23 protein-coding genes are annotated in these 26049 nt (G+C 73.7%); 15 read left to right on the top strand and 8 right to left on the bottom strand.

The features are described 5' to 3' along the window. Positions 1-37 precede the first annotated feature (37 nt). The 3 genes from OG689_RS05935 to OG689_RS05925 all read left to right on the top strand — a co-directional run bounded on the left by OG689_RS05935 (position 38) and on the right by OG689_RS05925 (position 5311). The gene (locus tag OG689_RS05935) at positions 38-1621 is read left to right on the top strand and encodes an MFS transporter (protein WP_266318373.1); all 1584 of its coding nucleotides are present in this window, start codon (positions 38-40) and stop codon (positions 1619-1621) included. Positions 1622-1869: 248 nt separating this feature from the next. Next, positions 1870-2835 carry a formylglycine-generating enzyme family protein gene (locus tag OG689_RS05930; protein WP_266318371.1) on the top strand — a complete coding sequence of 322 codons (966 nt, stop codon included), beginning with the start codon at positions 1870-1872 and terminating at the stop codon, positions 2833-2835. 118 nt (positions 2836-2953) lie between these two features. Beyond that, a complete protein-coding gene (locus OG689_RS05925) occupies positions 2954-5311 on the top strand; it encodes an arylsulfatase (RefSeq protein ID WP_266318369.1) in 2358 nt (785 codons plus the stop codon). Between the two features lie 149 nt (positions 5312-5460). Here the strand turns inward: OG689_RS05925 and OG689_RS05920 are convergent, their stop codons facing one another. After that, positions 5461-6027, bottom strand: coding sequence for a hypothetical protein (locus OG689_RS05920; RefSeq protein ID WP_266318367.1), 567 nt, complete (start codon positions 6025-6027; stop codon positions 5461-5463). Positions 6028-6542: 515 nt separating this feature from the next. Between OG689_RS05920 and OG689_RS05915 the strand changes: the two genes are divergently transcribed. From OG689_RS05915 to OG689_RS05895, 5 genes are all read left to right on the top strand, one after another. Beyond that, a complete protein-coding gene (locus OG689_RS05915; protein ID WP_266318365.1) occupies positions 6543-8036 on the top strand; it encodes a transferase in 1494 nt (497 codons plus the stop codon). An 80-nt stretch (positions 8037-8116) separates the two neighbouring features. After that, entirely contained in the window at positions 8117-8827 is a 711-nt protein-coding gene (locus OG689_RS05910; protein ID WP_266318363.1) for a DUF4328 domain-containing protein, read from the top strand. Between the two features lie 152 nt (positions 8828-8979). Continuing rightward, a complete protein-coding gene (locus tag OG689_RS05905) occupies positions 8980-9387 on the top strand; it encodes a hypothetical protein (RefSeq protein WP_266318361.1) in 408 nt (135 codons plus the stop codon). Beyond that, positions 9384-9677 (top strand): hypothetical protein, encoded by a 294-nt coding sequence (locus OG689_RS05900; protein WP_266318359.1) that lies wholly within the window; start codon positions 9384-9386, stop codon positions 9675-9677. The genes OG689_RS05905 and OG689_RS05900 overlap by 4 nt, the downstream gene beginning before the upstream one ends. A 179-nt stretch (positions 9678-9856) precedes the next feature. Beyond that, positions 9857-10171 (top strand): hypothetical protein, encoded by a 315-nt coding sequence (locus OG689_RS05895; RefSeq protein ID WP_266318358.1) that lies wholly within the window; start codon positions 9857-9859, stop codon positions 10169-10171. Positions 10172-10456: 285 nt separating this feature from the next. Here the strand turns inward: OG689_RS05895 and OG689_RS05890 are convergent, their stop codons facing one another. Continuing rightward, positions 10457-10834, bottom strand: a complete 378-nt coding sequence (locus OG689_RS05890; RefSeq protein ID WP_266318356.1) for a helix-turn-helix domain-containing protein — start codon at positions 10832-10834, stop codon at positions 10457-10459. 106 nt (positions 10835-10940) lie between these two features. On the opposite strand from OG689_RS05890, the gene OG689_RS05885 reads away from it, so the two are divergent. After that, positions 10941-11306 (top strand): DoxX family protein, encoded by a 366-nt coding sequence (locus OG689_RS05885; RefSeq protein WP_266318354.1) that lies wholly within the window; start codon positions 10941-10943, stop codon positions 11304-11306. An 84-nt stretch (positions 11307-11390) separates the two neighbouring features. Continuing rightward, positions 11391-12008 carry a hypothetical protein gene (locus tag OG689_RS05880; protein WP_266318352.1) on the top strand — a complete coding sequence of 206 codons (618 nt, stop codon included), beginning with the start codon at positions 11391-11393 and terminating at the stop codon, positions 12006-12008. Between the two features lie 80 nt (positions 12009-12088). Here OG689_RS05880 and OG689_RS05875 read toward each other — a convergent pair whose 3' ends face one another. Continuing rightward, positions 12089-13003, bottom strand: a complete 915-nt coding sequence (locus OG689_RS05875) for a LysR family transcriptional regulator (protein ID WP_266318350.1) — start codon at positions 13001-13003, stop codon at positions 12089-12091. Positions 13004-13106: 103 nt separating this feature from the next. Between OG689_RS05875 and OG689_RS05870 the strand changes: the two genes are divergently transcribed. Then, positions 13107-13910 (top strand): SDR family oxidoreductase, encoded by an 804-nt coding sequence (locus OG689_RS05870; protein WP_266318349.1) that lies wholly within the window; start codon positions 13107-13109, stop codon positions 13908-13910. A gap of 148 nt (positions 13911-14058) precedes the next feature. On the opposite strand, the gene OG689_RS05865 is transcribed toward OG689_RS05870, so the two are convergent. Next, a complete protein-coding gene (locus OG689_RS05865) occupies positions 14059-14916 on the bottom strand; it encodes a universal stress protein (RefSeq protein WP_266318347.1) in 858 nt (285 codons plus the stop codon). Positions 14917-15429: 513 nt separating this feature from the next. Next, positions 15430-16422 (bottom strand): helix-turn-helix domain-containing protein, encoded by a 993-nt coding sequence (locus OG689_RS05860; protein WP_266318345.1) that lies wholly within the window; start codon positions 16420-16422, stop codon positions 15430-15432. A 52-nt stretch (positions 16423-16474) separates the two neighbouring features. Between OG689_RS05860 and OG689_RS05855 the strand changes: the two genes are divergently transcribed. After that, positions 16475-16870: a cupin domain-containing protein gene (locus OG689_RS05855; RefSeq protein ID WP_266318343.1), complete on the top strand. Its 396-nt coding sequence runs from the start codon at positions 16475-16477 to the stop codon at positions 16868-16870. Between the two features lie 147 nt (positions 16871-17017). Here the strand turns inward: OG689_RS05855 and OG689_RS05850 are convergent, their stop codons facing one another. Continuing rightward, positions 17018-17704 carry a TetR/AcrR family transcriptional regulator C-terminal domain-containing protein gene (locus OG689_RS05850; protein ID WP_266318342.1) on the bottom strand — a complete coding sequence of 229 codons (687 nt, stop codon included), beginning with the start codon at positions 17702-17704 and terminating at the stop codon, positions 17018-17020. 106 nt (positions 17705-17810) lie between these two features. On the opposite strand from OG689_RS05850, the gene OG689_RS05845 reads away from it, so the two are divergent. Together OG689_RS05845 and OG689_RS05840 are read left to right on the top strand one after the other, a co-directional pair. Next, the gene (locus OG689_RS05845; protein WP_266318341.1) at positions 17811-19187 is read left to right on the top strand and encodes a serine hydrolase domain-containing protein; all 1377 of its coding nucleotides are present in this window, start codon (positions 17811-17813) and stop codon (positions 19185-19187) included. Positions 19188-20030: 843 nt separating this feature from the next. Beyond that, positions 20031-22796, top strand: a complete 2766-nt coding sequence (locus OG689_RS05840; protein ID WP_266318340.1) for a LuxR family transcriptional regulator — start codon at positions 20031-20033, stop codon at positions 22794-22796. A 127-nt stretch (positions 22797-22923) separates the two neighbouring features. Here the strand turns inward: OG689_RS05840 and OG689_RS05835 are convergent, their stop codons facing one another. Both OG689_RS05835 and OG689_RS05830 read right to left on the bottom strand, forming a co-directional pair. After that, positions 22924-23253 (bottom strand): hypothetical protein, encoded by a 330-nt coding sequence (locus tag OG689_RS05835; RefSeq protein ID WP_266318338.1) that lies wholly within the window; start codon positions 23251-23253, stop codon positions 22924-22926. Between the two features lie 424 nt (positions 23254-23677). Further along, positions 23678-24598 carry a hypothetical protein gene (locus tag OG689_RS05830; RefSeq protein WP_266318337.1) on the bottom strand — a complete coding sequence of 307 codons (921 nt, stop codon included), beginning with the start codon at positions 24596-24598 and terminating at the stop codon, positions 23678-23680. A gap of 654 nt (positions 24599-25252) precedes the next feature. Here OG689_RS05830 and OG689_RS05825 point away from each other — a divergent pair. Further along, the gene (locus OG689_RS05825; RefSeq protein ID WP_266318335.1) at positions 25253-26017 is read left to right on the top strand and encodes a DUF1775 domain-containing protein; all 765 of its coding nucleotides are present in this window, start codon (positions 25253-25255) and stop codon (positions 26015-26017) included. Positions 26018-26049 lie beyond the last annotated feature (32 nt).

The following is a 26049-nucleotide window of genomic DNA, read 5'->3' as shown; positions in this document are numbered from 1 at the left end:
GTCACCGTCAACATCAAGAAACGGGCCGGAGGACCTCATGCCTCATCTCTCCGTACACCGGCGGTACCTCGTCCTCGCGGCGGTCTGCCTGTCCGCGTTCGCGATCAACCTCGACACGACGATCGTCAACGTCGCACTGCCGGACCTGAGCCGCGAGCTGCACGCGACCACCCGCGACCTGCAGTGGATCGTCGACGGCTACAACCTGGCGTTCGCCGCGCTGGTACTCACCGCCGGCTCCCTCGGCGACCGCTTCGGACGCCGGCCCGCCCTGCTCCTCGGCCTGGCGGGCTTCGCCGTCACCAGCACGCTCGGCGGCGCGGCAGGATCCCCCGGGGTACTGATCGCCGTGCGCTTCGCCATGGGGGCCTGCGCGGCGGTCATCTTCCCGACCACCCTGTCGATCATCACCAACGCATTCCCCGAGCGACGCGAACGGGCGAAGGCGATCGGGCTCTGGGGCGCGGTCACCGGCCTCGGCGTGGCGGTCGGCCCGGTGGTCGGAGGCCTGCTGCTGACCCGCTTCGGCTGGCCCTCGGTCTTCCTCGCCCTGGTGCCCGTCGCCCTCGTCGCCCTGGCGGCGACCTGGGCCTGGGTGCCCGAGTCCAGCGCCCCGGCCGAGGCCCGCCTCGACCCGCCCGGCCTGCTCACCTCCTCGGGTGCCGTCGGTGTCCTGGTCTACACGGTCATCGAGGCCCCGACCCGTGGCTGGAGCGCCCCCGCCACCACGGCCGGCTTCGCCGCCGCGGGAGTCCTCACCGTCGCCTTCGTCCTGGTCGAACGGCGCCGCAGGCAGCCGATGATCGACCTCACCCTGTTCCGGACCCCCGCGTTCTCCGCGGCGAGCGGCTCGGTCACGGTGGCGTTCTTCGCCCTCTTCGGCTTCATCTTCCTGGTGACGCAGTACTTCCAGTTCATCCGCGGCTACGGCACGCTCGCCACGGGCGTGCGAATCCTTCCGGTAGCCCTGACCATCGCGCTCGGCTCGCTCGGCGGCGTCGCCCTGGTCGCCCGGGCCGGCACCCGTGCCGTGGTCACCACCGGGCTGCTCCTGCTCGGCACCTCGTTCGCCTGGATCGCCGTCTCGCCGGTCTTCACCTCCTACGGCCAGATCGTCGGCCAGATGGTGCTGCTCGGCCTCGGCCTCGGCCTCACCACGGCGCCTGCCACCGAGTCCATCCTCAGCGTGCTCCCGCCGGCCAAGGCCGGGGTCGGTTCGGCCGTGAACGACGCCACCCGAGAAGCCGGCGGCACCCTCGGCGTCGCCGTCCTCGGCAGCGTCTTCACCTCCCTCTACGCCACCCACCTGGCAGGGACGTCCTTCGCGGCCCTGCCCCCGCAGGCGGCCGGCGCCGCCCAGGGATCGGTCGCCGCCGCGCTCGGCACCGCCCGCACCACCCCGGGCCCGGCCGGGCAGGACCTGCTGAGCGCCGTGCAGGAGTCCTTCATGCACGGCTTCCACGTCGCCTGCCTCACCGCGGCCGGTATCTGCCTCCTGGGCGCCGCGGGAGCCCTCGCCCTGCCGGGCCGCACCCGGCACCCCGCGGCGCCGGCCGAGGCCACCCGGCCGGGGCTGCCGGCCTCGCCGGGCGCCAGGACCCGAACCCCCCAGCGCCGCTGACCGTCCGCCCGACACCCCGACCACAGGCGGGGGAGCCCTCACCCCCGCCGCCCCGCACGAGGCCCTCCCGGTCTGGCGGACGTCGGCCCCCACCCGGGGCCCCACCGGACGGGGAAGGCGCGCGCGGCCCCACCCCACCCGACCCGGCGTGGGCGCTGCGGCGGGTCGGTCGCCCCCGGTGGCAGCGGGAGCGGTCACCGGCGTGTCGGAGGGGCGGCCCGGGGTGCGGGCGGTGCACGGTCGGTGTCATGACGACGACTGAACAGCGCCCGTCCGCCGCGCCGGCCCGGGGGATGGTGCGGGTCCCGGGCGGTTCCTTCCTGATGGGCTCGGAGAGCTTCTACCCGGAGGAGCGGCCGGTGCACCCGGTGGCGGTGGACGGCTTCTGGATGGACGAGCACCCGGTCACGGTGGCCGCGTTCCGCCGGTTCGTGAAGGCGACCGGCTACGTCACCCTGGCGGAGCGTCCGCTCGATCCGGCCGACTACCCGGGCGCGGATCCGGCCGACCTCGTCCCCGGGGCGCTGGTCTTCCGGACGACCCCCGGCCCCGTCGACCTGGACGACTGGCGCCGTTGGTGGAGCTACCTCCCGGGGGCGTCCTGGCACCACCCGCACGGCACGGGCAGCACCCTGAACGGGCGCGAACGCCATCCGGTCACCCAGATCGCCCACGAGGACGCCCGCGCCTACGCGCACTGGGCCGGCAAGGACCTGCCGACCGAGGCGGAGTGGGAGTTCGCCGCCCGGGGCGGTCTCGCCGCCGCCGTCTTCCCCTGGGGCGACGAATTCACGCCCCGGGGCCGCCGGATGGCGAACACCTGGCACGGCCGCTTCCCGTGGGAGTACCTGCCCGCGGGGAAGACCGCCCCCGCCGCCGGCACCACGCCGGTCGGCTGCTACCCGCCCAACGGCTACGGCCTGTACGACATGGCCGGCAACGTCTGGGAATGGACCACCGACCACTACACCACCCGCCATCCCGACCCCGCGCCCGCCGCCTGCTGCGCGCCGCGCAACCCCCGGGTCGACGCACCACCCGCGGAAGGCACCGACGGCAGCGCGTCCGCCGAGCGGTTCCCGCGGCGGGTGATCAAGGGCGGTTCGCACCTGTGCGCGCCGAACTACTGCCTGCGCTACCGGCCCGCGGCCCGGCAGGGACAGAGCGAGGACACCGCGACCTGCCACCTCGGGTTCCGCTGTGTGATCCGCTGACGCCCGCTCACCCGAACGGCCCGCCCGGACGGCATCGGGCCGGCCGCACCGTGAGCATGGGGGGTTGGTGGCCTGGCCCGTCCCGGTGGCACGGGCCCGTTGTGGAGGGCGGTGTGCGGTGGCAGGTGTGTTTCGCGGTGTGGTGAACCTGGACGTGCGGGACTCGGTGCCGGACTGGTCGGCCTACGAGCAGCCGAAGGCACCCGAGGGGGCGCCGAACGTGGTGTACGTCGTGCTGGACGACGTCGGCTTCGGCGCGATGAGCTGCTACGGCGGCCCGATCGAGACCCCCAACATCGACCGGCTGGCCGCGGAGGGCCTGCGCTACTCGCAGTGGCACACCACCGCGCTGTGCTCCCCGACCCGCTCCGCGCTGCTGACCGGCCGCAACCACACCACCAACGGCATGGCGTGCATCAGCGAGGCCGCGATCGGCTTCCCGAACGCCAACAGCCACATCCCGCCCGAGTGCGCGACCCTCGCCGAGGTCCTGGTCGAGCGCGGCTGGAGCACCGCGATCACCGGTAAGTGGCACCTCTGCCCGGAGGACGAGATGAACCTCGCCTCCACCCGTCGCGACTGGCCGCTCGGCCGGGGGTTCGAACGGTTCTACGGCTTCCTCGGCGCCGAGACCAGCCAGTGGTACCCGGACCTGGTCCACGACAACCACCCCGTCGAGCAGTCCGCCACTCCCGCGGAGGGCTACCACTTCGGCGTCGACATCACCGACAAGGCGATCCAGTACTTCGACGACGTCAAGGCCGTCGCCCCGGAGCGGCCGGTCTTCCTCTACTACGCACCCGGCTGCGCGCACGCCCCGCACCAGGCACCGAAGGAGTGGATCGACCGGTACCGCGGTCGCTTCGACGCGGGCTACGAGGCGATGCGCGAGGAGATCCTGGCCCGGCAGAAGGAGATCGGCCTGGTCCCGGCGAACACGCAGCTGCCACCGCTGAACCCGATCGGCACCCCGGACACCCGCACCGGGCCGGGCGGGGAGCCCTTCCCCGCACTGGACTTCACCCGCCCCTGGGCGGAGCTGAGCGCGGACGAGCGCCGCCTGTTCGCCCGGATGGCCGAGGCCTACGCCGGATTCCTCTCGCACTGCGACGACCAGGTCGGCCGGCTGATGGCCTACCTGGAGGACATCGGCCAGCTCCACAACACGATCTTCGTGGTGGTGTCCGACAACGGGGCGTCCGGCGAGGGCGGCCCGAACGGCTCGGTCAACGAGAACAAGTTCTTCAACAACGTCGCCGACGACATCGACGACAACATGGCCATGATCGACAAGATCGGCGGCACCGAGACGTACGGCCACTACCCCAACGGCTGGGCGATGGCCTTCAACACCCCGTTCAAGATGTGGAAGCGGTACTCCTTCAACGGCGGCACCTGCGACCCGTGCATCGTCTCCTGGCCGGCCGGCATCGCCTCCCGGGGCGAGGTCCGCACCCAGTACCACCACGCCGTCGACATCGTCCCCACCGTCCTGGACTGCATCGGCGTCGAGATGCCCGAGGCCGTCCGCGGGCACGTCCAGACCCCCTTGCAGGGCGTCAGCATGCGCTACTCCTTCGACGCGCCGACCGTGCCGTCCGCGCGCTCGACGCAGTTCTACTCGATGCTCGGCACCCGCGGCATCTGGCACCAGGGCTGGAAGGCCGTCACCACCCACCCGGCGATCAGCGGTTGGGGTCACTACAGCCAGGACACCTGGGAGCTGTACCACACCGACGAGGACCGTTCCGAGCTCCATGACCTCGCCGGGCAGGAACCGCAGCGCCTCACCGAACTGATCGGCCTGTGGTTCTACGAGGCCGGCGTCAACCAGGCGCTGCCGCTGGACGACCGCTCCGCGCTGGAGATCCTGTCCACCCCCCGCCCGCAGCTCACCCCGCCCCGCAACCGCTACACCTACCGGCCCGGCGGCTCCGAAGTCCCCGAGGCGGTCGCGGTCAACATCCGCAACCGCTCCTACACCGTGGGCGCCCTCGTGGACATCCCCGGCCCCGGTGCCTCGGGCGTGCTGTTCGCCCACGGCGGCCGCTTCGGCGGACACGCCCTGTTCGTCCGCGACAACCGCCTGCACTACGTTTACAACTTCCTCGGCATCGACCACCAGCTGATCACCGCCACCGAGGAGCTCCCGACCGGCGAGAAGCTCATCCTCGCCGCGAGCTTCGAGAAGGACGGCGAGACCTCGCCCGGCGTCGCCACCGGCATCCTCAGCCTCTACCACGGCGACCACAAGGTCGGCGAGGACCGCATCAAGACCCAGCCCGGCCGATTCACCCTCGCCGGCGAAGGCCTCGTCGTCGGCCGCGACTCCGGCGAAGCCGTCACCGACCATTACCCCGGTACGGCCCCCTGGGCATTCACCGGCGCCACCCTCCACCGCGTCGCCGTCGATGTCAGCGGCGACCCGTACATCGACCTCGAAACCGAGGCGCAGGCCATGCTCGCCCGGGAATGACCCCCTCCCGAGCGGGCCGCCGGCCCCGGCGGTGAGCCCCGAGGGAACGCGGGACCTCGACGATCGAGTGTTCCCTCAGGGCCGCCGTCACGAACGGCTTCGCCGGCCCGGCGCCGGCGCCGTTGCGGACCGTGGTGCGGTCGGAACGGTTACCGGCATTGCCGGAAGCGGGGGTCGTCGTCCTTGACGCCGGTGGTCGCGCCGAGGGTCAGCGTGTCGGTGGCCGGGGCGCCGTCGCGCAGGACTTCGGCGGTCAGGGTGCCGGAGACCGACCAGGGGGTTACCACCGTGTAGAACGTCCGGGTCCCGGTGGAGGTGCGCAGGGTGCCCGCCTCGGTCAGGGTGAGGGCCGAGCCGTTGCAGGTGAGTGTGCCGACCTTCTGCTGGTCCGCGAGGAACACCGTCGCCCATTGCCCGCCGGTGACGATCCCCGGGCCGAGTACGGGGCTGAGAGTCGGGGCGCTGCCCGTCGGCAGGGTGGCCTGCGCGTAGCAGCTGCGGGAGAGGGCCAGCGACATGTGCCGTCCCCAGCAGAGCGCGCCGTCGCTCTTCGGCCACACGAACCAGTAGTCCTCCTCGTCCGGGTCCTGGAACACCGGGATCAGCCGCTCGACGGCGGGGATGTCGCCGCCCTGCTCGGCCAGCTCCCGGATCTGCTGCTCCGCCTGCTCCCGTGTCACGGGCGGGTGGGCGGCCCGGGAGGGCCAGATCGTCATGGTGGGGATCGCGGTCGGTCCGGGCGTGCCCGACCGGCCGGCACTCGTCGCCGCGGGCGCCGGGGGCGTGGACGACAGGGCCGGCGCCGGGACGGGCACCACGTCCGACGACTCCTCGGGTACTTCCGTGCATCCCGTGGCCAGCAGAATCGCTGTGCCCAGCATGGCAAGACTGATGTGACGGACCTGGCCCATATCTCCCCCTGGATCGACCTGGGTCGAGCCTATTAGCCGGTGCTGTCCGTGACGACCCGATGGTTCTCATGACGGCAGCGAGCGACGCGTGCGAGGGCCGGTCCTCCGCTGCCGCGCCCTCGCCGGGCCCGCCGCGCCCTCGCCGGAGCGTCCCGATGAGCGGGGGCACTCCGCGGTCGCTCGGTCGAACGCCCGCGGCAGTTCAGCACGGTTCTGTCAAGGGTTGCCCGTCACTGCCGGGATCTGGCCGCGCACTGTCAACCGGCGTGGTAGTACTGATGGGCCGCACCGGGGGGTGTTCCGGCACTGGGGGTGTTGAAGTGTCGTCCAGTTCAAGGGCGTTGGCCCGGCTGATCACGGTGACGGCGGTGGTCGCCGCCTACATCGCCCTGCACCTGGCGATCACCGCCGGCCAGGACCTGCAGGCCCGGGATCGTTTCCGGGACGGCCCGGCCCGGGCCGCCGCCTTCACCGCCGTCCTGGACCGCTACGCGAACGGTGACGAATCCGCACGTACCGAGATCGCCGCCGCGAAGCGGTGGTTCGAGGAGAACGCACCGGCCGGACGGGCCCGCACCTCGGTCGCCGCCACGGCCGGCCTCGTGGAGAAGGGCGAGGCATCCGCCGCTCGGGAGCGCGCACGGACCCTGGTGGTGGAGGCCGGACAGGACCGTACCGCGCTCGACCGGGACCTCGGTTCGTGGGGCCGGGCCGCCCTGTGGTTCACGGCGGCGGCCGGGGCGCTCGCCGTACCGGCCCTGTGGCTGCGCCGCCGGCGCAGGGCGGCTTCGGCCGAGGTCGTGCAGGCGATCGGCCGCTTCGCCGCACGGCGGCCGAGGTGGCGTCGCCCGCTCTTCCTGGCCGCCGGCAGCGTCGGCTACACCCTGTTCATCGGTGGGTTCATGGCCGTCTCCATGGTCCAACGCAACGGCCGTGAGCTCCCGCCGGCCACCCAGATTCTGATGCTGCCGTTGGGCTTGGCCGCGCTCGGTGCGGGTTTCCTGATCCTGCGGTACACGCGTCCCCGCTCGACGCGCGGCGCGGCCCGGGCCCTGCAGGCCGACGGCCGCCGGCCCGTGCTGTACCTGCGCAGCTTCGCCGACGACCACACCGCCGCCCAGGTCGACGACGGGACAGCTCTCAACATCCACTCGCGGGAGGAACAACTCGCCGCCGCGCTGGGGGCCTTCGGGCCCGTGATCGCGGTGGGCCGGCCGGGGGAGCCGCTGCCGCTCCTGGGCGCGGCACGGTTCTACCTGCCGCTGGACGACTGGAAGCCGACCATCCTGCGGCTGATGGAACTGTCCCAGCTGATCGTGCTGCGCGTGGGGTCGGGCGCGGGACTGCGGTGGGAGATCGAGCAGGCCGTCGCCACCCAGCCCGGCCGCAAGCTGCTCCTGCTGACGCCGGGCCGAGTGGCGGACGCGGTCGAGGGCCTGGACGGGCAGCTGCCGAAGCCGCTCCACCTGGAAGAGGTGGCGGCGGACACCACCTGGATCTCGGCCGCCGTCGCCTTCGGCGCCGACTGGACACCGCACGTGCGGGCGGTGGAGCCCGCTCCCGGCACCGCCGCCCCGCGCGGCGGGCCCGTGCGCCGCTCCTACCAAGCCGTCAAGGCCGTCTTCTGGGAGCCCTCGCCCGCGCGCCGTACGGTCGGCGCGATGAAGGCCGCACTGGCGTCCGTGGGGGTCCGCCGCCGGATGGTCGTGCTGCGGAGCGACAGCAACATGCTCAGCACCTTGGGCAAGGGCTACCTGGCGATCGCGGCCTTGGCCCTGCCCTACCGATTGCTCGAACTCGTCGGCGTTCGGTAGCGCCGTCGCCCGGTGACGCCGTCGGCGGGCCGCGGGCCCCGGTACGAGCTCTGAGACCCGGACTTCAACGGAGGGGAACCATGGACAGCACACAGCAGAGCAACCCCGACAAGGCAACCGGTGCGGGTGCGGGGGTGGGTCGACGCAGGCCGGTCACCGGCTGGGCCGCCGCGGTCACGCTGCTCGTCTCGCTCGCAATCGTCCGGGAGGTGGTGGTCTCGGCGGGCAACTGGCGCAACTACCAGCTCGTCCACGACTACCTCAACGGGGCAGCCACCGACGCGGACCTCGTGGCCGCCGACGGTGACGCCCTCACGGCGCTGACAACGTCCTCGCTGCTGTCCTTCCTGGTCTGGGGCGCGGCCGGAGTGGCGTTCATCGTCTGGCTGTGGCGGGTGCGGACCAACGCCGAGTCGGTCAGCGGCCGCGACGCGCACCGCCGCTCCCGGATCTGGGTGATCGGGTCATGGATCACCCCCGTGGTCAGTTTCTGGTACCCCTACCAGATCGTCGCGGACATCTGGCGGGTCAGCACACCCCGGCGGCCCGTCTCGCACGCCCTGGTCAAAGCCTGGTGGGCGTTCTTCCTGCTCGCCGAATTCGTCAAGCCGATCCAGTGGCGGGCGGCCGAGGCGGAGTGGGAGACCGAGGGGGACCTGCTGACCAACGCGAACATGTCCGTCCTGCTCACGCTGCTGTTCCTGGTGGCCGGGGTGCTGCTGATACTGATCGTCAGGCGAGTGACCGCATGGCAGAACCAGGCGTGGGACCTCGCCGGCGGTGCTCGGTGACCACAGCACCCGTACCGGCACCCGTACCTGCGCCCGCACCGGCTCCCGCGCCCGCGCCCGAGCCCGCACCTGCACCGGCTCCCGCGCCCGCACCTGCACCAGCTCCCGAGCCTGTCCGGCCGTCCGAACTGCTGGAGCTGTACACGCTCGCCGTGGAGATGGCCGACCGGGTTTCCGCGCGCCGCGGCACGGCCAACGCCTTCTTCCTCTCGGTGCAGACCGCACTGGTCACCGTGGTCGGCTTCGGGATCCCGAGGCTGGAGGAGTCCGCCTGGTGGGCGGCGCCCGCCGTCACCATGGCCGGTCTCACCCTGTCGGTGGCCTGGTGGCTCCAGCTGCGCAGTTACCGGGACCTCAACACCGCGAAGTTCAAAGTCATCAACGAGCTGGAGAACCGCCTGCCCGTCAAGATCTTCGCCGACGAGTGGAACTACCTCAAGGAGAACCCGATCCCGGCGGGACGCAAGCGCTACGCCGAACTCGGGTCCTCCGAACGCCTCGTTCCCTGGGTCTTCGCGGGGGTCTATCTGCTCATCCTCGCGGGCACACTGGTCAGGTGACCTACCTCGACCACCTCGCGGACCTGATCCGCTCCTGCCTGCCGTCGACCGCCACACCGCCGGCCGACTCCGACGACCTGTTCCGCATCTACGCGGTCCTGTTGCGGGCGAAGGGGGAGCACGTCACCGACGAAGACGTCCACGACGCCTGGTCCGCGTGGATGCTGTCGGTGGACGCCACCCACCGCGCACTGGTCCCCTTCCAGGAGCTCTCCGCCGAGATCCGCGCCTACGACACCCCGTACGCGGAGGCGATCCGCACAGCGGCCCGCAAGGCGGACAGCGCCTGAGACCGTCCGGCGGGCGGCACCTCAAGTGACGGGTACCTTCGCCGAGTTCCTGCGCCGCGGGTGTGGGCGAGGCCACGGCGGCGGCCGGGTTCGACCGGGCCGCCAGGGGTACGTTCCGAGCCGGAGCGTACGGGGGTGCGCCGGCTCGGCGGCCCCCTGGGGGAGGGGGTGTACCGGTCATGGGCGTGGTGATCCTGCTGGTTCTGCTCGGCGCCGGCGCGGGTCTGATCCTGACCGGCGTCGGCAAGCTGCAGACCGAGGTGCCCACCTGCTACGGCCGGCCGATGGCGCCGGGCGACACCTGCGTGGCGCACTCGACCGGACCGGTCACCGACGGCATGCCCACGCCCCAGGACGCCACCTACCAGGAGCAGTTGGACAGCCTCACCAGCGGCGGCTGGACCTCGATCGGCCTCGGCCTGGTACTGCTGGCCCTCTGTGTGGTGATCGGTCTCACCTGGGCGACCGGGGCCGGCCGCGACCGGCCGCGCTGAACCGGCCCGGGCGCTCCGGCCCGGGCGCGCCGACGCGCACCGGACGGCCTCGTCCGGCTCCGCCGGTGACGCGGAGTGGTCCAGGAGGACGCCGACGGTCCATGTGTCGGCCCAGGCACACACGGGTACGTCCAGCGGCCGGTCCGTGGTGCGCGGGGTCAGCGCGGCGCCGCGCAGGACGGTCCGGGATCGTCGGAGGGGGTCGGTCCCGGGTGCGGAGGCTGTGGGGCGTCCGGGTTCAGGATGAGCACAACAGCGGGCGACCGGCCTGCCCCGACGTCGGCTTCATTCGGCCTGCGGGCCGTACGTGGCCCGGCTGGCCTGGATCCCCGCATTGTGTTCGACGGCCCAGCTCGCGAGCGCCAGCGCGGGCGGGATCAGGCTCTTCCCCCTGGGCGTGAGCGCGTACTCGACCCTTGGCGGCACCTCCGCGTAGGCGGTCCTGGAGACCAGCCCGTCCCGCTGGAGGTTGCGCAGAGTGAGTGTCAGCATCCGCTGCGAGATCCCGGGGACGTGCCGGTGCAGCTCGGTGAAGCGCATCCGTCCCTCGTCGAGGGTGGCCACGACGAGGAGCGTCCACTTGTCGCAGATCCGGTCCAGGACGGCGCGGATCGTCCGGCCGCCGTCCCCGCGGATCATGCAGGTGTGCTCGTACTGCGACATGACAGCTCCTTGTGCCTTGCGCACATCCGTGTGCCTTTTGTACGCGATCGGACAGTGACCCATCATGAGGCCACTCACGCTCCGTCATTCGCACGAGGGGTCTTTCATGCAGGTCGCATACTGGATCGTCGCCGGTCTCCTTGCCCTGTTCTACGTCTACGCGGGAGGCAAGAAGCTGCTCCAGGACCAGGAGCGGCTCCGGCCGATGATGGGCTGGGTCGATCGCGTGCCGATGCCGCTGGTCAGGCTCATAGGCGGCCTTGAGCTCCTCGGCGCGCTCGGCCTCGTCCTCCCGCCCCTGACCGGGACGGTCCCCGGGCTCGCCGTCGCGGCGGCGATCGGCCTGGCGCTGGTGCAGGTCGGTGGCACCGCCCTGCACCTCTCCCGGGGGGAGGTGCGGGAGATCGGCCTCAACATCACCCTTCTGCTGGCCGCCGTCGCGGTGGCCTGGCTGGGGGCCGGCCTGTTCTGACCGGGCCACCAGGTCTCTGCTCAGCTTGCCGCTCGGTCGGGCGTCACGGTGGGCGTGAGGTCGGGCGGCGTCAGGGCGGAGGGCGTGGCGTTCCTCTGGGACGACTGGCTGCGCGGACAGGGCATCGCCCTGCCCGGCTCGTACGACCCGGCCGACCCGGCGTCCTACCTGGCGGCGGTCCGGACGGCCTCGCAGGCCATGTCCGCCGTGCCCGGCGACACGGTGATCGCCGACGGGCGGACCGCGGACCAGCTGGGCCGGCTGCCCCCGTGGAACGCCGGGAAGAAGCCCACCGGCGGCGAGTTCGGCAAGCTGAGCGCCCCGATCACGGACGCCAAGCCCGGCAAGATCGCCTACGCCCTGGACTTCCGCGCCGAGGTCCCGACCGGACCGGCCTGCACGACCACCGTGACCGGCCGTCACACCGGCCCGCTGGTGGTCGCCACCGGCACCACCTGCCTGACCGCCGCCCGGCAGACCGGCCCGATCGTGGTCCGCGCCGGCGCGAGCCTGGTGGTCCGCGGCTCGGACCTCACCGGCCCGGTGCAGGCGGTCGGCGCGGGCACCGTCCAGCTCTGCGGCACCGTCCTCAACGGCCCGCTGAGCGTGGTCAACACCCGCGACCACCTGACCCTGACCGGCCCGGGCTGCACCCCGAAGACCCTGAACGGCCCGCTCCAGCTGGTCGGCAACCCGTCCTGAGCCCGCCGTCACACCTGCCCGACGGCCGCCTCCGCACGGGGGCGGCCGTCAGGTGTTCCCGGCCCGGCCCGTGGCCCGGTTCAGGAGTCGACGGTCAGGCGTCCGCGCAGCCGGTCGGTGAGCTCCTCCACCAGGGCCTGGACGAGGGCGGGCCGGGGGCCCGGGCGGGTGGCGCAGTACCAGGTCCTGGTCATCGGCTCGGCGCCGATCCGGACCAGGGCCAGGCCGTGCGAGGTGACGTACGGGGCGGCGACCCAGCCGGGCAGGACGGTGGCGCCCTGGCCGCCGGCCACCATCTCGATCACCAGGTCGGTGATGACCGGCATGGTGGTGATCCGGCCGGGCCGGGCGCCGTGCGGGAGGGGGAGCGGGGTGGCGGGGACCCGGCTCTGGTCGTAGAGGTCGTAGAGGATCAGCCGGGAGTCGTCGAAGTCCCGTGCGGTGAGGTGGGAGAGGGCCGCCCAGGGGTGGGCGGCCGGCACCACGGCGACCATCTCGTCCTCGAACAGCCGGACCAGGTCGATCCGGTCCATGTCGGGGTCCGCCTTGGTGATCAGGGCGACGTCGAGCCGGTCCTCCAGCAGGGCGGTGATCAGGGTGTCGCCGGGCAGCGTCTCGATCCGGACCTCGGCGTCGGGGCACCGGTCGCGGAAGCCGTGGATGACGGGCGGCAGCCACTGGAAGGTGGTGCTGCACTGGACGGCGAGCCGGACCCGGCGGTCCCGGCCGTCGCGCATCTCCCGTACGTCGCGGGTGGCCGAGGCCAGCTCGGCGATGACCTGACGGGCCGCCAGCAGCATCCGCCGGCCGGCCGCGTTGGGTACCAGCCGGCGTCCCTGGCGGTCGAAGAGCTGGACGCCGAGCCGCTCCTCCATCCTGGTCAGCCGCTGGCTCAGGGCGGGCTGGCTGACGTAGAGGCGTTCGGCGGCGGCGGTGAGCGAGCCGGTGTCGGCCACCGTGTCGAGCAGTTCGAGGTCGCGCAGATCGACATCCATAATGCCAGGTTATCTCAGGCTCCATTATGCGACGTGGTCTTATGAGTCGGCCGAGCCTACGGTTTCACCAACACCCCACGTACGTATCGACGGAGGCTCCACCATGACCATGTCCGCACCCGCCACCAGCACCACGGCCAGCACCACTGCCGCCACCCCCGCCGGCGCCTCGAAGGCCACGCCCACCGTCATCGTCACCGGCTCGTCCAGCGGCATCGGCCTGGACATCGCCCGCGGATTCCTGGAGCAGGGCGCCAACGTGGTGCTCAACGGCCGCGACCCCGAGCGGCTCGCCAAGGCCGCCGCCCTGCTCGGGCAGCCGGACCGGGTCGCCCAGGTCACCGGCGGCATCGGCGCCGCGGCGACCGGCGAGGCCCTGGTCCGTACGGCGGTCGAGCGGTTCGGCCGGGTCGACGTGCTGGTCAACAACGCCGGCACCTTCGCCGCCAAGCCGTTCACCGACGTCACCGAGGAGGAGCTGGACGGGTTCCTGAACGGCAACCTCAAGGGCACCTACCTGACCACCCAGGCCGTGGTGCGCCGGCTGCGCAGCCAGGGCGAGGGCGGCAGCATCGTCAACATCGGCACCGTCCTGGTGGAGCACGCGGTCGGCGGATTCCCGGCCTCGGCGCCGGTGGTCAGCAAGGGCGGCGTGCACGCCCTGACGGTCAGTCTCGCCGCCGAGCTCGCCGCCGACGGCATCCGGGTCAACCTGGTGGCACCGGGCATCGTCCGGACCCCGCTGCACACGGGCGCCGATGTGGACGCCTACGGGGGCCTCGCGCTGCTCGACCGGGTCGGCGAGGTCTCCGAGGTCACCGACGCGGTGCTGTACCTGGCGGGCGCGGCCTTCACCACCGGGCACGTGCTGCGGGCTGACGGCGGATACGTCACCGGCCGGCCGTGATCCGGCGCTGTACCGCCGGATGAGGTTCCGGACGACCTGATCCGGCGTACCGGCGGGGTTCCCGACGCCACCGGTCGGGCCGTCGGCGTGGCATTCGGCTTCCGCCCGTGGCGCGCCCGGTGTGACGGGGCGACCGGACCCCGCCGCTTCAGTCGGCCGGCACCACGGCCACCGGGCACTCGGCGTGCTGGACGACGGCCTGGCTGGTGGACCCGAGGCGGCCCAGCGGGCCACGCGGCTCGCCCCGGCGCCCCACCACGACCAGCTGGTGCTCCCGCGACGCCGACACCAGCTCCTTGGCCGGGGTGGCCCGCAGCGAGGTGGTGCTGACCACGGTGTCGGGGAAGCGCTCGCGCCAGTCGGCCAGCACCTCGGCCAGCAGGCGGTCGTGGTCCGCCTCGATGTGCCCCTCCTCGTACACCAGGGGCAGCTCGTGGCCCGGGCCGCTGACCAGGGGGTAGGTCCAGGTGTGCAGGGCCAGCAACGGGAGGTCGCGCCGCTGCGCCGCCTCGAACGCGAAGGTCAGCGCCGGGTCGTCGTGGCCGTTGCCCTGGATCCCCACCACCACCCCGCCCTTGCCGGGGCCTTGTGCCGGCGGGTGGACCACGACCACCGGGCAGGTGGCGTAGGCGGTCGCGTGCAGCGTGGTGGAGCCCAGCAGGAGCCGGGCGAAACCGCCGGACCCCCGGGCGCCGACCGCCAGGAGTGCGGCCCGCTTCGAGGCCGCCGCGAGGGCCTCGCGGGCGTGGTCGTCGACCAGCTCGGTCGTCACGCTCAGGCCGGGACGACGCCCGAGGGCCTGCTCGCGCGCCGAGACGAGCAGCCGTTCGCCGTCCTGCTGGGCGACCCGCAGCTCCTGCCCGGCCGGCACCCGCGAGGTCTCGCCGAACCAGGCGTGCATCACGTGCAGGGGCCGGGACCGCAGCCAGGCCTCGTCGGCGGCCCAGTCGAGCGCGTGCCGGCTCGATTCCGACGCGTCCACGCCTACGACCACGGGGTCATTCATCGCGGCTCCTCCGGATCCCGGGGACGGTGCGGTGCTGCCGGCCGCCCCGGTCGCGGCCGTGGATCCAGGCTAAGCCGGGGCCCGCTCCCGGGCAGCGCGTAGCCCGTCCACCGGGGCGTGGACGGCCCGGCGGGGGTGCCGTGGCGGCCTGCGGCTCCCCGACGGATCCTGGAGTCGGACGGTCGGACGGTGACGGCATGGACGCCGGCCTGAGCAATCCGGCCTGAACCGTCGACAGCTGCCTTGTACGGACTGGATCGGCCCACCCGATGCGACCTGCGGAGGGGCCGCTCCGGCCGGTCAGCAGCCCACGCGCCTCCGGTGACCACAAGTGCCGTCACGTCATGGGCTCATGCTGTCCAGCACCGCCCTCGCCCAAAACCGCTCTTCGCCGGCCGCCTGCTCGGCGTGGCTGAGCGGGCGCTGGAGCCTCGACGACCGGGGCCGGGCCTGCGCAGGTGGCCCGGGCTCGGGAATCCTGCCGTCTTCCCTGGTCCGACGGCATGGTTGTCGTCAGGTTGCCTCGGGCCCGAACCGTCGCTTGTACGCCGTCGGGGTGATGCCCGTCTCGCGACGCATCAGCGCGCGCAGATTGGTTGCGGTGCCCAGCCCGCTCAGCCGGGCGACCACCTCGAAGCGTGACTCGCCTCGCTCGATCAGTCGGCAGGCCAGGGTGAGCCGTTCCCCCGTGAGCCACATCAGCGGGGTCGTTCCCAGCTGCGTCCGGAAGCGGCGGTGCAGAGTCGCCGGACTGACCGCCGCCCGCGCGGCGAGGTCCGCGATCGTGAGCGGCGAGTCGAGCCGTTCCTGCGCCCAGGCCAGGACCGGTGCCAGGGACTCGTCGGGGAGGTCGGGCATGGGACGCTCGACGAACTGCCTCTGCCCGCCGTCGCGGTGCGCCGCGAAGACCAGTCTCCGGCTGACGGCGTTGGCGACCTCGGCGCCGTGGTCGCGACGGACCACATGCAGCCCGAGGTCGAGTGCGGCCGCGCTTCCCGCGGCGGTGAGGATGTCACCGTCGTCCACGAACAGCACGTCCGATTCGAGGTGGACGGCGGGGAACCGGGAGCGGAAGGAGTCCGCCCACTGCCAGTGGGCCGTGGCCCGGCGCCCGTCGAGGACGCCGGCCTCGGCCAGGGTGAAGGCGCCACTGCAGAACCCGATCAGGCGAGCGCCGCCCGCGTGCGCCCGTCGGACGGCGTCCAACACGGCGGGCCGGCGTGGAACCTCGACATCGGGGCGATTGGGGACGATCAAGGTGTCTGCCGCATCGACCGCCTCCAAGCCTGCGACCCCGGTGAGGGTGAAGAATCCGTCTCGCATCACGATGGAGGGATCGGGGGAGCAGAGCCGGAAGTCGTAGAGCTCGCGGCCGATCTCCGGCCTGCGCAGACCGAAGATCTCGGTGGCGCAGCCGAGCTCGAACGGGTTCGAGTTCTCGTCCACGATCACGACCACCCGGTGTGCGCCCGCCGCTCGAGCCTGGTGCGAGGATTCTTTCGCCATATGCAATTCCTAGCACTCACCCTGCCGGTGCGAGACAGCCGAGGATGAGGCCATGAGCAACCAGCCGATCTCCCTTCCCCAGGCCCTGGCCTCCTTCGACGCGCTGTGGAGTCCGCGCATCGTCACGCGCGTCAACGACTACGACGTCCGGGTCGCCAAAGTCGAGGGCGAACACGTCTGGCACACCCACGACGACACCGACGAGTTCTTCCTGGTGCTCGAGGGGGAACTGCACATCTCCCTGCGCGAGTCTGAGGGTGAGCGCACGGTCCTGCTGTCGCAGGGGGCGGTCTTCACCGTTCCCGCAGGTACGGAGCACAAGCCGGCCGCGCCGTCCGGTGCCGCGATCCTCATGTTCGAGCCGACCGGGACGCCGACCGTGGGCGACCGCCACGAGGAGATCCCCGCCCACGTGGACTCGACGACCGGACACATCCTCAACGCCTGAGCAACAGGACGAGGCGGGAACCACCAGCTGGTGATCCTGCCGCAAGCGAGGCACGGAGGAGGGGCCTCCTGTGTGAGGACGCCGGCCGCGAACCGGAGCCGACCGCCGCCGGCGGATCACCGTCGTCCGTCGCCACCGCGGCCGGGTTCAGCCGGCCGGGTGCACCGCGGCCAACCGGGCCTCGAAGCCGTCGAGGATCGCCTGGAGGCCGAATTCGAAACTGTTCCCGGGTGTCGCGGCGTAGTCGACGGCGGCGTCCGTGCCGAGGCGTTCGCGCAGCCGGGGGAACTCGCGGGCGATCTCGATGCTGCGGGCCACGGTGTCGGCCAGTTGTCGTTCGGCGTCCCCGCTGCGGCCCAGCCGTCGGGTCAGTGAGACCTGGGCGGCCGGTGCGAGGGCGCTGCCGAGCACGAAGACGAGCACCGTGGTGGCGGCCCGGTCCGCGTCGGCGGGGGCGAAGCCGGCGGTCTCGTAGACGGCGAGGCTGTGGTCGTCGTGGCGGGCCTTGCCGGGGCCGTAGAGCAGGTGGCTGCCGAAGGCCTGCCCGAGCCAGGGGTGCCGGGTCAGCATGGCGTGGATGCCGGTGGCCTGGGCGGTGGCGGCCGTGCGCCAGTCGGTGGCCTCGAGATCGGAGATCTCCACCTCCTGCCAGATCGCGTCCCCGGCCAGCCTGACCAGGTCGTCCTTGGTCTTGACGTGCCAGTAGATCGCGGTGGCCGCCGAGCCGAGGCGGGCGCCGAGGCTGCGCATGTTGAGGCCGTCAAGTCCCTCCTCGTCCAGGAGTTCGATGGCGGCTCGGATGATCCGGTCTGCGGTCAGGGTCTCTCGCGGCATGCCGGGCAGCCTACTTGAACTAAGTTCATCCAGGTACTTGTACTTTGTTCAACCGGCGCCCTACGCTCTGTCCTGTACTTAGTTCAAGTCAACGGAGGGGATCCCGATGTCACAGCAGAGGCTGGCCGAGTTCGTCGCGGCGCAGGCCGAGAGGTTCGGCATCCCCGGCGTCGCCGTCGGGGTGCTGACGGGTGGCCGGGAGATCTACGCCTCGCACGGGGTGACCAGCCTCGGCCACCCGCTGCCGGTCGACGAGAAAACCTTGTTCCCGGTGGCATCGGTGACCAAGACCTTCACCGCGACCGCGCTGATGCGTCTGGTCGCGGACGGAAGGGTGGACCTCGACGCCCCGGTCCGTCGCTACGTTCCCGAGCTCCGGCTCGCCGACGAGCAGGCAGCCGAGCAGGTCACCGTGCTGAACCTGCTCAACCACACCGCGGGCCTCGACTGGAACCTCATCGACACCGACCAGGGGGACGGCTCGCTGGCCGCCTTCGTGGCGAAGCTGGACGGGCTGGCGATGATCGCGCCCCCCGGTGCCCGCGCCTCGTACAGCCAGGCCGGGTTCAACCTGGCCGGCCGGATCGTCGAGAAGGTCACGGGCCTGCCCTTCGAGCAGGCCATGGCCGCACTGGTGCTGGAGCCCGTGGGGCTGTCGGACACCGTCTTCGGGCTGGACGAGGTGATGATCCGCAAGTTCGCCGTCGGGTACAACCGTGGCGAGGACGGGGACCTGCGGGCCGCCCGGCCGTGGAAGGCCTTCAGGGAGGGCGCGCGCGGCGACAACCCCGGCGGGGGCGCCGTCTCCTCGGCGAGCGACCTGCTGCGCTGGGCCCGGTTCCACCTCGGTGACGGCGGCGCCGTGCTGCCCGCCGAGGCGCTGCACCGGATGAAGGACGCCACGGTCGAGCTGCGCGCCAGCACGCTCGGCGACGCCTTCGGCATCTGCTGGTTCCTGCGCGACGTGGACGGCGTCCGGACGATCGGGCACGGCGGCTCGGGCAACGGCCAGTTCGCCGAGCTGCTCATCGTCCCCGAGCACGACTTCGCGGTCGTCTCGCTGGCCAACGCCGGCCCGGACGGCTACTCCTTCAACCAGTCCCTCGTGCGGTGGGCCCTGGAACACCACCTCGGGGTGGTCGAGCGGGCCCCGGAGCCCGTCCCGTACGCCGAGGAGCGGGCGCGGGAGGCCGCCGGCCGCTACGAGATCGACGCCATGAACCTCGACATCGCCACCGACGGGGCCCGGCTCACCCTCGCGGTCGGGATCAAGCCGGCGATCCGCGCGGCCTCGGACGCCGACATGCCCCCGGACTACGCGCCGGCCGCCATGGGCTTCCTGCCGGGCGACGGCGACGAGTACATCATCATCGAGGGCGGTCTGGCCGGGCAGCGCGGGTACTTCACCCGCGACGACGACGGCGCGATCGTGGGCGTCGACCTGGCAGGCCGGCTCTTCCGACGGCTGCCGGAAGCACCCTGACCGGGCGTCCGGGGACGGCCCGGATCGAGAGCCGGACCAGGGGGTCGAACCTGAGGGGGATGGCCCGGCCGGGCCCGTGGAGGTGAGAGCCGGCCTACGGCGCAGAGGGAGGGCGGACACGCCGGCGCCGTTGCGCGGGCGGTCCGGCTCCCCGGCGCCACCGCGTCTGTACGCAGGTCAGCAGTTCTCCGGGAGGTGGATTAATGGCGTATCCGGGTCTCCGCCCCTACGGATGGTCCAGGCCGGCTCCGGCACCGTAGATTCCGGCTGTCGGCCGACCGGACGTGCAGGAGCAACCAGGGGATCCCTGACCGCCGCCGCGGTCGGCCGACATCGTGCACGGGCATGCGGACCGAGCTGCGCCACCGACTTCCGGCCCACCCGGCCGACCGGCAGGCACACTGCGTTTCGGCAGCCGTTCGCAGCTGCTCAAGCGGCACGCGCGACACGGAGGCTCCTCCGCATGCCCGGGCACCCCGCGGCCCCCGACCTCGAGCAGGAGGGGGAGCGGGTTCGCCGGAACCGGTGTTCCGCGACCGACCGGACCCGGCCGGTGGCCCCGGTGCCACGCGTGGCAGCCGTGCGGACGGCGGACCACAGCCGTGCGGACGGCGGAAGCCGGAAGTCGGCATTCTCCGTCACGACCGGAGGAAACGCATCCCGGCGGGATCCGCGCGCTGCCGCGGGCGTACCGACGCCTACCGGCGGCGGGGAACCTGTGGCGATACTGGGTGGTTCGGTAGGCCGTACGTCGGAAGGAACCTGCTGCCTGCCAGGAAGCCCTCCGAAGGCGCGGACGGTGTGCGCGGCGGAGGACCGGAGACCGGGAGCGAGGGCGGTGGCATGACGGCGGCGCACGGATTCGGCTGGGAGCCGGTGCTGCGGCGCGCCCTCGCCGCCGACGGCGGCGAGCCCGTTCTGGTGTGGGTGGAGGGCACCGCCGGTGCGGGCAAGAGTCACCTTCTCCGCGAACTGGGCGCCCTGCCGGGGGCGGCGGCCGCGACCCGGCTGGAATGGCGGTGCGGCGTCCCCGGCGGCCAACCGCAGGAAGGGCCGCGGGAGGGTCCGGTCCTGCTGCTGGTGGATGACGTGCACCGGGCCGACGAGGACGAACGGGAGCGGCTGCGCCGCGTGCTGGAGGCGTCCTGGCCCGGTCTGGCGGCCGTGGTCACCTACCGCCCCGAGGAGCTGCGCACCCCCGGGCTGCCGCTCGGCACGCCGACGCCGAGGTATCCGTCCGGGTTGACGGTGCTGCGGAACCGGCTGACGGCCTGGGACGAGGAGCGCGTGCGTCGGGCCGCGACGGAGACGCTGGGTGACCGTTGTACGGCCGAGGTGGTCGGCCGGCTGCTGGAGCGTTCCGGCGGAGTGCCGCAGGTGGTCGTCGACCTGCTGGCGGTGGTGCGCGGGCGGCCGGCGGAGGAGTGCACGGCCGGCGACGTGGACGCGGCCGGGGTGCCGGTCCGACTGGCCGAGCTGGTCCTGGGCCGGATGTCCGCCCTGCCCGCGGCCGACCGGCCGATCATCTGGGCGGCCGCCGTGCTGGGTGAGCCCGCGGGCCGGGACGAACTGATCGGCGTCTCGGGGCTCGGACCGGCGCGGGGCGGGAGCGCTCTGCTGGCGGCCTTGACCGGGGCGGCGCTGGCGGAGCTGGACGAAGGCTCCTACGGGTTTCCCGCCCCGCTCGCCGCGTCCGCCGTGCACGGAGCCGTGCCCGGGCCGCTCCGCCAGGAGCTGCACGAGCGGGCGGCGGACGTGTTGACCCGCCGGCAGCCGGTGCCGTGGACCGCCGTGGCCCGGCACCGCAGGGCCGCCGGCCAGGTCCGGGGCTGGCTGCGGGCGGTGGAGAGGGCGGCCCGGGCCGCCGCGGAGGCGGGCCGCCACCAGCACGCGATCGGGCTGCTGGAGCAGGCCCTCGCCTCCTCCCTCGTCCCGCCGCAGACCCGCGCCCGGCTGGCACCGCTGCTGGCCCGCAGCGCCGTGGTCGCCCTGCGGTCGGACCAGACCGTCGAGGTGCTGACGCAGATCGTGCGCGACCCGACCCTGCCTGCGACCGTCCGCGGTGAACTGCGGCTCGATCTGGGACTCATGCTGTGCAATCAGGTCGGCAGGTTCGCCGCCGGGTGGCAGGAGCTGGAAACGGCCGCCGCCGAACTCCGCGACGTCCGGCCCGACCTCGCGGCCCGGGCGATGTCCGCGCTGGCCATGCCCTACTGGCCGGGCTCGGCGATCGACGTCCACCGGAAGTGGCTGCGCAAGGCCCTGGCGGCCACCGCCGCGAGCGGGGACGAGGCCACGCTCGCCACGGCCGCCGTCGCCCGCGCCTCGCTGGCCATGAGCTGCGGCGACCGGGAGGCCTGGGAGCTGGTGGCGGCGCTGCCCACCGGCAGCCCGGACCCGGTCTGCCGCCGGCACGCCGCGCGCGGCCTGTGCAACGCCGCCGACGCCGCGGTCTGGCTCGGCTGCTACCAGCGGGCCGAGGCCCTGCTGACCGAGGGCCTCGACCTCTCCGCCGCCAGCGGCGCCCCGTACACCGAGCACACCGCGCTGGGGACGCGCCTGCTGCTGGAGTGGTGGACGGGCCGGTGGGCCGGCCTCGCCGAGCGGTGCGAGAGGTTCGTCGCGACCACCGCCGACATGCCGTTCATCGCCTCCGACGCCCGCGTGGTGCGGGGCCTGCTGGCCTTCGCCGAGGGCGACTGGGGGGCAGCGCTCTCCTGGCTGTCCGGGCAGGGGGCGATCACGCCGGAGAACATGCCCACGGCGCTGGCCGCGACCGCGTCGGGCGCCCTGGTGCGCCTGGCACTGGCGCGACAGGATCCGGCCGGCGCCGCCGAGCAGGCCCGCAGGGCGTGGTCGGGCGTGGTCGGCAAGGGGGTGTGGGTGTGGGCCGCCGAGCTCGCCCCGTGGGCCGTGGAGGCGACCGCCCGCGCGGGCGACCTGCCTGCGGCGCGGGCCATGGTGCGGGACTTCGCCCAAGGCGTCGAGGAGCGCGAAGCGCCCGCCGCCCGGGCCTCGCTCAGCTGGAGCCGGGCCGTGCTGGCGGAGGTGGAGGGCGAGCAGCAGCAGGCCGCGGACCTGTACGCGCAGGCCGAGGCGGCCTACGGGACGCTCCGCCGGCCGTACGCCCGTGCCCTGACCGCGGAGGGAGCGGCGCGCTGCCTGCTGGCGGTACGGTCGCCTGGTCCGGGCGGCGCAGACGGGGAGGCAGCGCCCCCTGGCACCCCGTCCGGGCGGTCACCCGGCGCACCGGAGGCGGAGGGTCCCGGCGACGGGGCGGCCGACGCGACGGCGCAGCTGGTCGCCGCACTGGACTCCTGCACGCAGCAGTTCGGCGACCTCGGCGCGACCTGGGACGCTGCCCGGGTCCGAGCCCTGCTGCGTACGCAGCAGCCGGCCAGGAAGGGCCGTCCACCGGGCCGGCCCTCGCACGCGGACGAGCTGTCGCCCCGGGAGAGCGAAGTGGCGCAGCTCGCGGCGAGCGGGCTGACGAACCGGGAGATCGCGGCGACCCTGCACCTCTCCTCCCGGACCGTGGAACAGCACGTGGCCCGTGCCATGCGGAAGACGGGTGCGTTCTCCCGCCACGACCTGGCCCGTCACACGTAGCGGCGAGGGGGCGGAGTCGCCCGTCCCCGCAGGAGCCCGCCCGGTCGGGCCGGTCCGCCCGGAACGCCCGGTACGCCCGGCCGGTCCGGTACGCCAGGTGGCTCGGCGGGGCTGTGCCCCGGCCCGGTCAGCGGGCGATCGCCTGGTCCGGGTGGAGGCGGTCCCGCACGTCGTACGCGGCGAGGAAGCTGTCGCACTCCCAGGACGCCACCGTGGCGTCCGCCCAGTCGAACGCCCAGCCGGGGCGTACTCCGCGGGCTCCCCAGCCGTCCGGCCGTCTGCGGGGGATCGCCACCCCCGCCGCCTGGGCGGCGAGCGCCGCGTCGCAGGTCCGGCGGGCGATCCGGACGGCGTCCGCCCCGGTCTCGGCCGGTCCGGTGAAGACGTGCAGGCCACGTTGCTCGGGTCGGCCGAGGTTCCTGGTGGGGACGCTGACCTGGAAGTAGAACGGGGTCATGACGCCATCTCCCTGTGTCGCGCGGGTGCCCGGTGCCGGCGGCAGCCCCGGAGGCGCCTCGCGCGGCGGGCCGGGGCCGCACGGGCGGGCCGGTCATCCGGTCGGCCGGCGGACCTTCAACCTAGGGCGCGGCCGACGGGGTGAATATGCGGGGCCCGGACATCGGTATACCTGATTAATCCCCGGACGCCCGTGGCGCGGTACTCGGCGGCGCCGAGGCCGTCCGCCCGCACCGGGGTACCGCGGTGCCGGGGCCGCAACGGGATCCGCGCCCCGGCCCGCGCCCGGGGACGACCGGCCCGGCCCAGCGCCCGGCCCCGGGTGCCCGTCGGCCGGCCGCCGCCCCGCACCACCGGGTCGGCCCCTCCGGCGGGCGGGCGGCGGCGGGCGACTGCGGCGCGACCACGGAAGGGCTACCGGCGCGTCAGGCCACGTGCAGGGTGAGTTCGGCGGTGTGCACCTGCCCGGCCGTCCGGAACTGCAGGAAGACCCGCCAGTTCCCGGGCCTGCCGAGCAGGGCGTAGAAGGTCAGGGACGGTCCGCCGTGGTCCCCGGCCACGGGAGTGATCGGGTGGAGGTGGGCGAGTGCCTGGTCCCCCTGGTGGAAGGCGCTGAGGTGGGCGTAGCTGTCGAGGTACGGCTGGAGATCGGTGACCGGCCGGCCGTCCCGGCTGATGCTGACGGTGAGCGGGCCCGCCTTGCCCGCCGTCAGGTCGCCCTGGACGGTGGCGGTCCAGCCGTCGACGGTGGCACTGTCGCCGGCGGCGGGGAGCGGTACCGCGGTGGCCGTGCCGGGCACGGTCAGGGTGCGGCCGAGGACGAACTCCTTGCCCTTCCGGGGGCCGGTGTTCGGGGTGAAGGAGGCGTACAGCCGCCAGGTGCCCGGGTCGAGGGCGGCCGGATCCGCGGTCCAGGTGCCGTCGGCGGCCATCGTCGGGTGCAGGTGCTGATAGCCGGTGAGGTCCGCGCGGATCGCGTAGAAGTGCAGCTTCTCGGTCTGTACCTCGGCGAAGTCGGTGATCGGCCGGCCGTCCGGCCCGGTGATGGTGAACGGGTAGCTCACCGGCCGGCCGGCGGGGAGCTCGGTGGCAGGGGAGTCCAGACGGTAGCCGTCCCGCTCGGCCGCGAGGCCCTCGTCGGTGGTCATGCCCGCCATGCCGGGCATCCCCGAGGGCGGCGAGCCGGGCGTGGCCGTCCCGGTGTGGTCCATGCCCGGCATGGCGGAGTGCGCGGAGTGGTCCGGGCGCGGGGACGAACCGCAGGCGGCGAGCGCGAGCAGGGCGACGGCGCCGGCCGCCAGGGTGAGTGAGCAGAGGTGCAGGAGACGGTGTCCGGCCGGAGTCACGGGCAGCCCTCCGCCGAGGCACCCGGTGTCGCGCAGCCACGGGGCGTGGCGGCGAGGGCCCCGGGGGCCGTCCCCGGTCCGGTCCTCGCCGGTTCTTCGTGCTCGGTACGCGTGTTCACTCTGCCCGCCCTGGTGTGCCCGTCGTGCGTCCGGCCGTTCGGGCCGCCTTCCTCAGGAGACCCGGGCGGCCGGCCCCGATAACGGAAAAGTGCGTGCGCGGGCAGGTCCGCCCGCAGATCGGACGCGGTTTCACATCCCCCCGCGACTCCGTGTCCTGGCCCGGGCAGGGGTGGGTGGCCGGTTTTCGGGAGTTGCCGGACGGCCGGGGCGGGCGGATACGACTGCCGCGAGCCCCCCGGGGGCCGCGGCGGTGCTTCGCCGCGCGACGGGCCGGTCACCCCTGCGTCCGCGCCCGGACGGTGCGTACGTCGCAGGGGCCGGGCCCTCGGCATCCCCCTGAGCAGTGATTCCGGTGGTCCCGACGCCCGCGCAGTCCAGGTAGTCGCTCCGGTCGCGGACCGAGTTCCCGGGGGCGGCGGAATTCTTTGCATCGGCCGGGTTCGGGCCCGCCGCCGGGCCAGGTCGTGCATGATGGGCGCCGTCGTCAGCCCGTCGCCGACCGGTCCCGGCCGGCGGAGAAGCAGGGAGCCCGAAGTGCCCAACCGGCAGAGCCGCCGCGCCGCCCGCACCGCCACCGTCCTGGCGCTCACCGCCGGGGCCGTCGCCCTGGCCGGAACGGCGGCGTTCGCGCACGTCGAGGTCGAGTCCGAGACCGCGCAGGCCCTCGCCACCAACGCCACGGTGGCCTTCACGGCCGAGGCCGAGTCCGCCACCGCGGGCCTGGCGAAGTTCCAGGTCGTCCTCCCCGAGGGCATCGCCCCGACGGACGTCACCCTCGCCGACGCCCCGGCCGGGTGGACTCTCGCGGCCACTCCGGACGGCTACACCGTCGGCGGCACCGCCCTGGCCCCGGGCAAGGACGCGGCCTACAAGATCACCGTCCGGCAGCTTCCCGACGCGAAGGAGCTGGTCTTCAAGACCCTGGAGACGTACAGCGACGGCCACATCGAACGCTGGATCGAACTCCCCAAGGCCGGCGCCGAGCCCGAGCACCCCGCACCCGTCCTCAAGCTGTCGCCCGCCGCGCCCGGCGCCACCCCGATCGCCCCGGCCGCGCCCGGCCCGACCGCCGCCGCCCCCAGTCCCAGCGCCTCCGCCTCCGCCTCCGCCTCCGCCAGCGCGTCCGGCCCGGCCGCCACGCCGAGCGCCGCGGCCGCCACCGCCCCCGCGCCGGCCACCAGCAGCGGGGACTCCTCGTCCCCGGTGGTTCCCATCGTCATCGCCGTGGCGGCCACCGCCGTGGTGGCCGTCGCCGGCACCTGGTGGTGGCGACGCCGGAACCGCGGCACGGGGAGCTGAGCGACCGCGCCCGAGCCACCCGGCCGGCCGTA

The sequence above is a fragment of the Kitasatospora sp. NBC_00240 genome (assembly GCF_026342405.1).
Lineage (GTDB): Bacteria > Actinomycetota > Actinomycetes > Streptomycetales > Streptomycetaceae > Kitasatospora.
Note: the sequence above shows the minus strand (reverse complement) of the source record. Positions and strands in the feature narration are given on the sequence as shown.

Bases quoted from the DNA above. Each gene is read 5' to 3' on its own strand.
- OG689_RS05845 (WP_266318341.1), top strand. From the start codon at position 17,811: ATGTCACAGCAGAGGCTGGCCGAGTTCGTCGCGGCGCAGGCCGAGAGG.
- OG689_RS05890 (WP_266318356.1), bottom strand. From the start codon at position 10,834: ATGTCGCAGTACGAGCACACCTGCATGATCCGCGGGGACGGCGGCCGG.
- OG689_RS05895 (WP_266318358.1), top strand. From the start codon at position 9,857: ATGGGCGTGGTGATCCTGCTGGTTCTGCTCGGCGCCGGCGCGGGTCTG.
- OG689_RS05840 (WP_266318340.1), top strand. From the start codon at position 20,031: ATGACGGCGGCGCACGGATTCGGCTGGGAGCCGGTGCTGCGGCGCGCC.
- OG689_RS05910 (WP_266318363.1), top strand. From the start codon at position 8,117: ATGGACAGCACACAGCAGAGCAACCCCGACAAGGCAACCGGTGCGGGT.
- OG689_RS05865 (WP_266318347.1), bottom strand. From the start codon at position 14,916: ATGAATGACCCCGTGGTCGTAGGCGTGGACGCGTCGGAATCGAGCCGG.
- OG689_RS05935 (WP_266318373.1), top strand. From the start codon at position 38: ATGCCTCATCTCTCCGTACACCGGCGGTACCTCGTCCTCGCGGCGGTC.
- OG689_RS05870 (WP_266318349.1), top strand. From the start codon at position 13,107: ATGACCATGTCCGCACCCGCCACCAGCACCACGGCCAGCACCACTGCC.
- OG689_RS05850 (WP_266318342.1), bottom strand. From the start codon at position 17,704: ATGCCGCGAGAGACCCTGACCGCAGACCGGATCATCCGAGCCGCCATC.
- OG689_RS05885 (WP_266318354.1), top strand. From the start codon at position 10,941: ATGCAGGTCGCATACTGGATCGTCGCCGGTCTCCTTGCCCTGTTCTAC.
- OG689_RS05855 (WP_266318343.1), top strand. From the start codon at position 16,475: ATGAGCAACCAGCCGATCTCCCTTCCCCAGGCCCTGGCCTCCTTCGAC.
- OG689_RS05860 (WP_266318345.1), bottom strand. From the start codon at position 16,422: ATGGCGAAAGAATCCTCGCACCAGGCTCGAGCGGCGGGCGCACACCGG.
- OG689_RS05920 (WP_266318367.1), bottom strand. From the start codon at position 6,027: ATGACGATCTGGCCCTCCCGGGCCGCCCACCCGCCCGTGACACGGGAG.
- OG689_RS05930 (WP_266318371.1), top strand. From the start codon at position 1,870: ATGACGACGACTGAACAGCGCCCGTCCGCCGCGCCGGCCCGGGGGATG.
- OG689_RS05835 (WP_266318338.1), bottom strand. From the start codon at position 23,253: ATGACCCCGTTCTACTTCCAGGTCAGCGTCCCCACCAGGAACCTCGGC.
- OG689_RS05875 (WP_266318350.1), bottom strand. From the start codon at position 13,003: ATGGATGTCGATCTGCGCGACCTCGAACTGCTCGACACGGTGGCCGAC.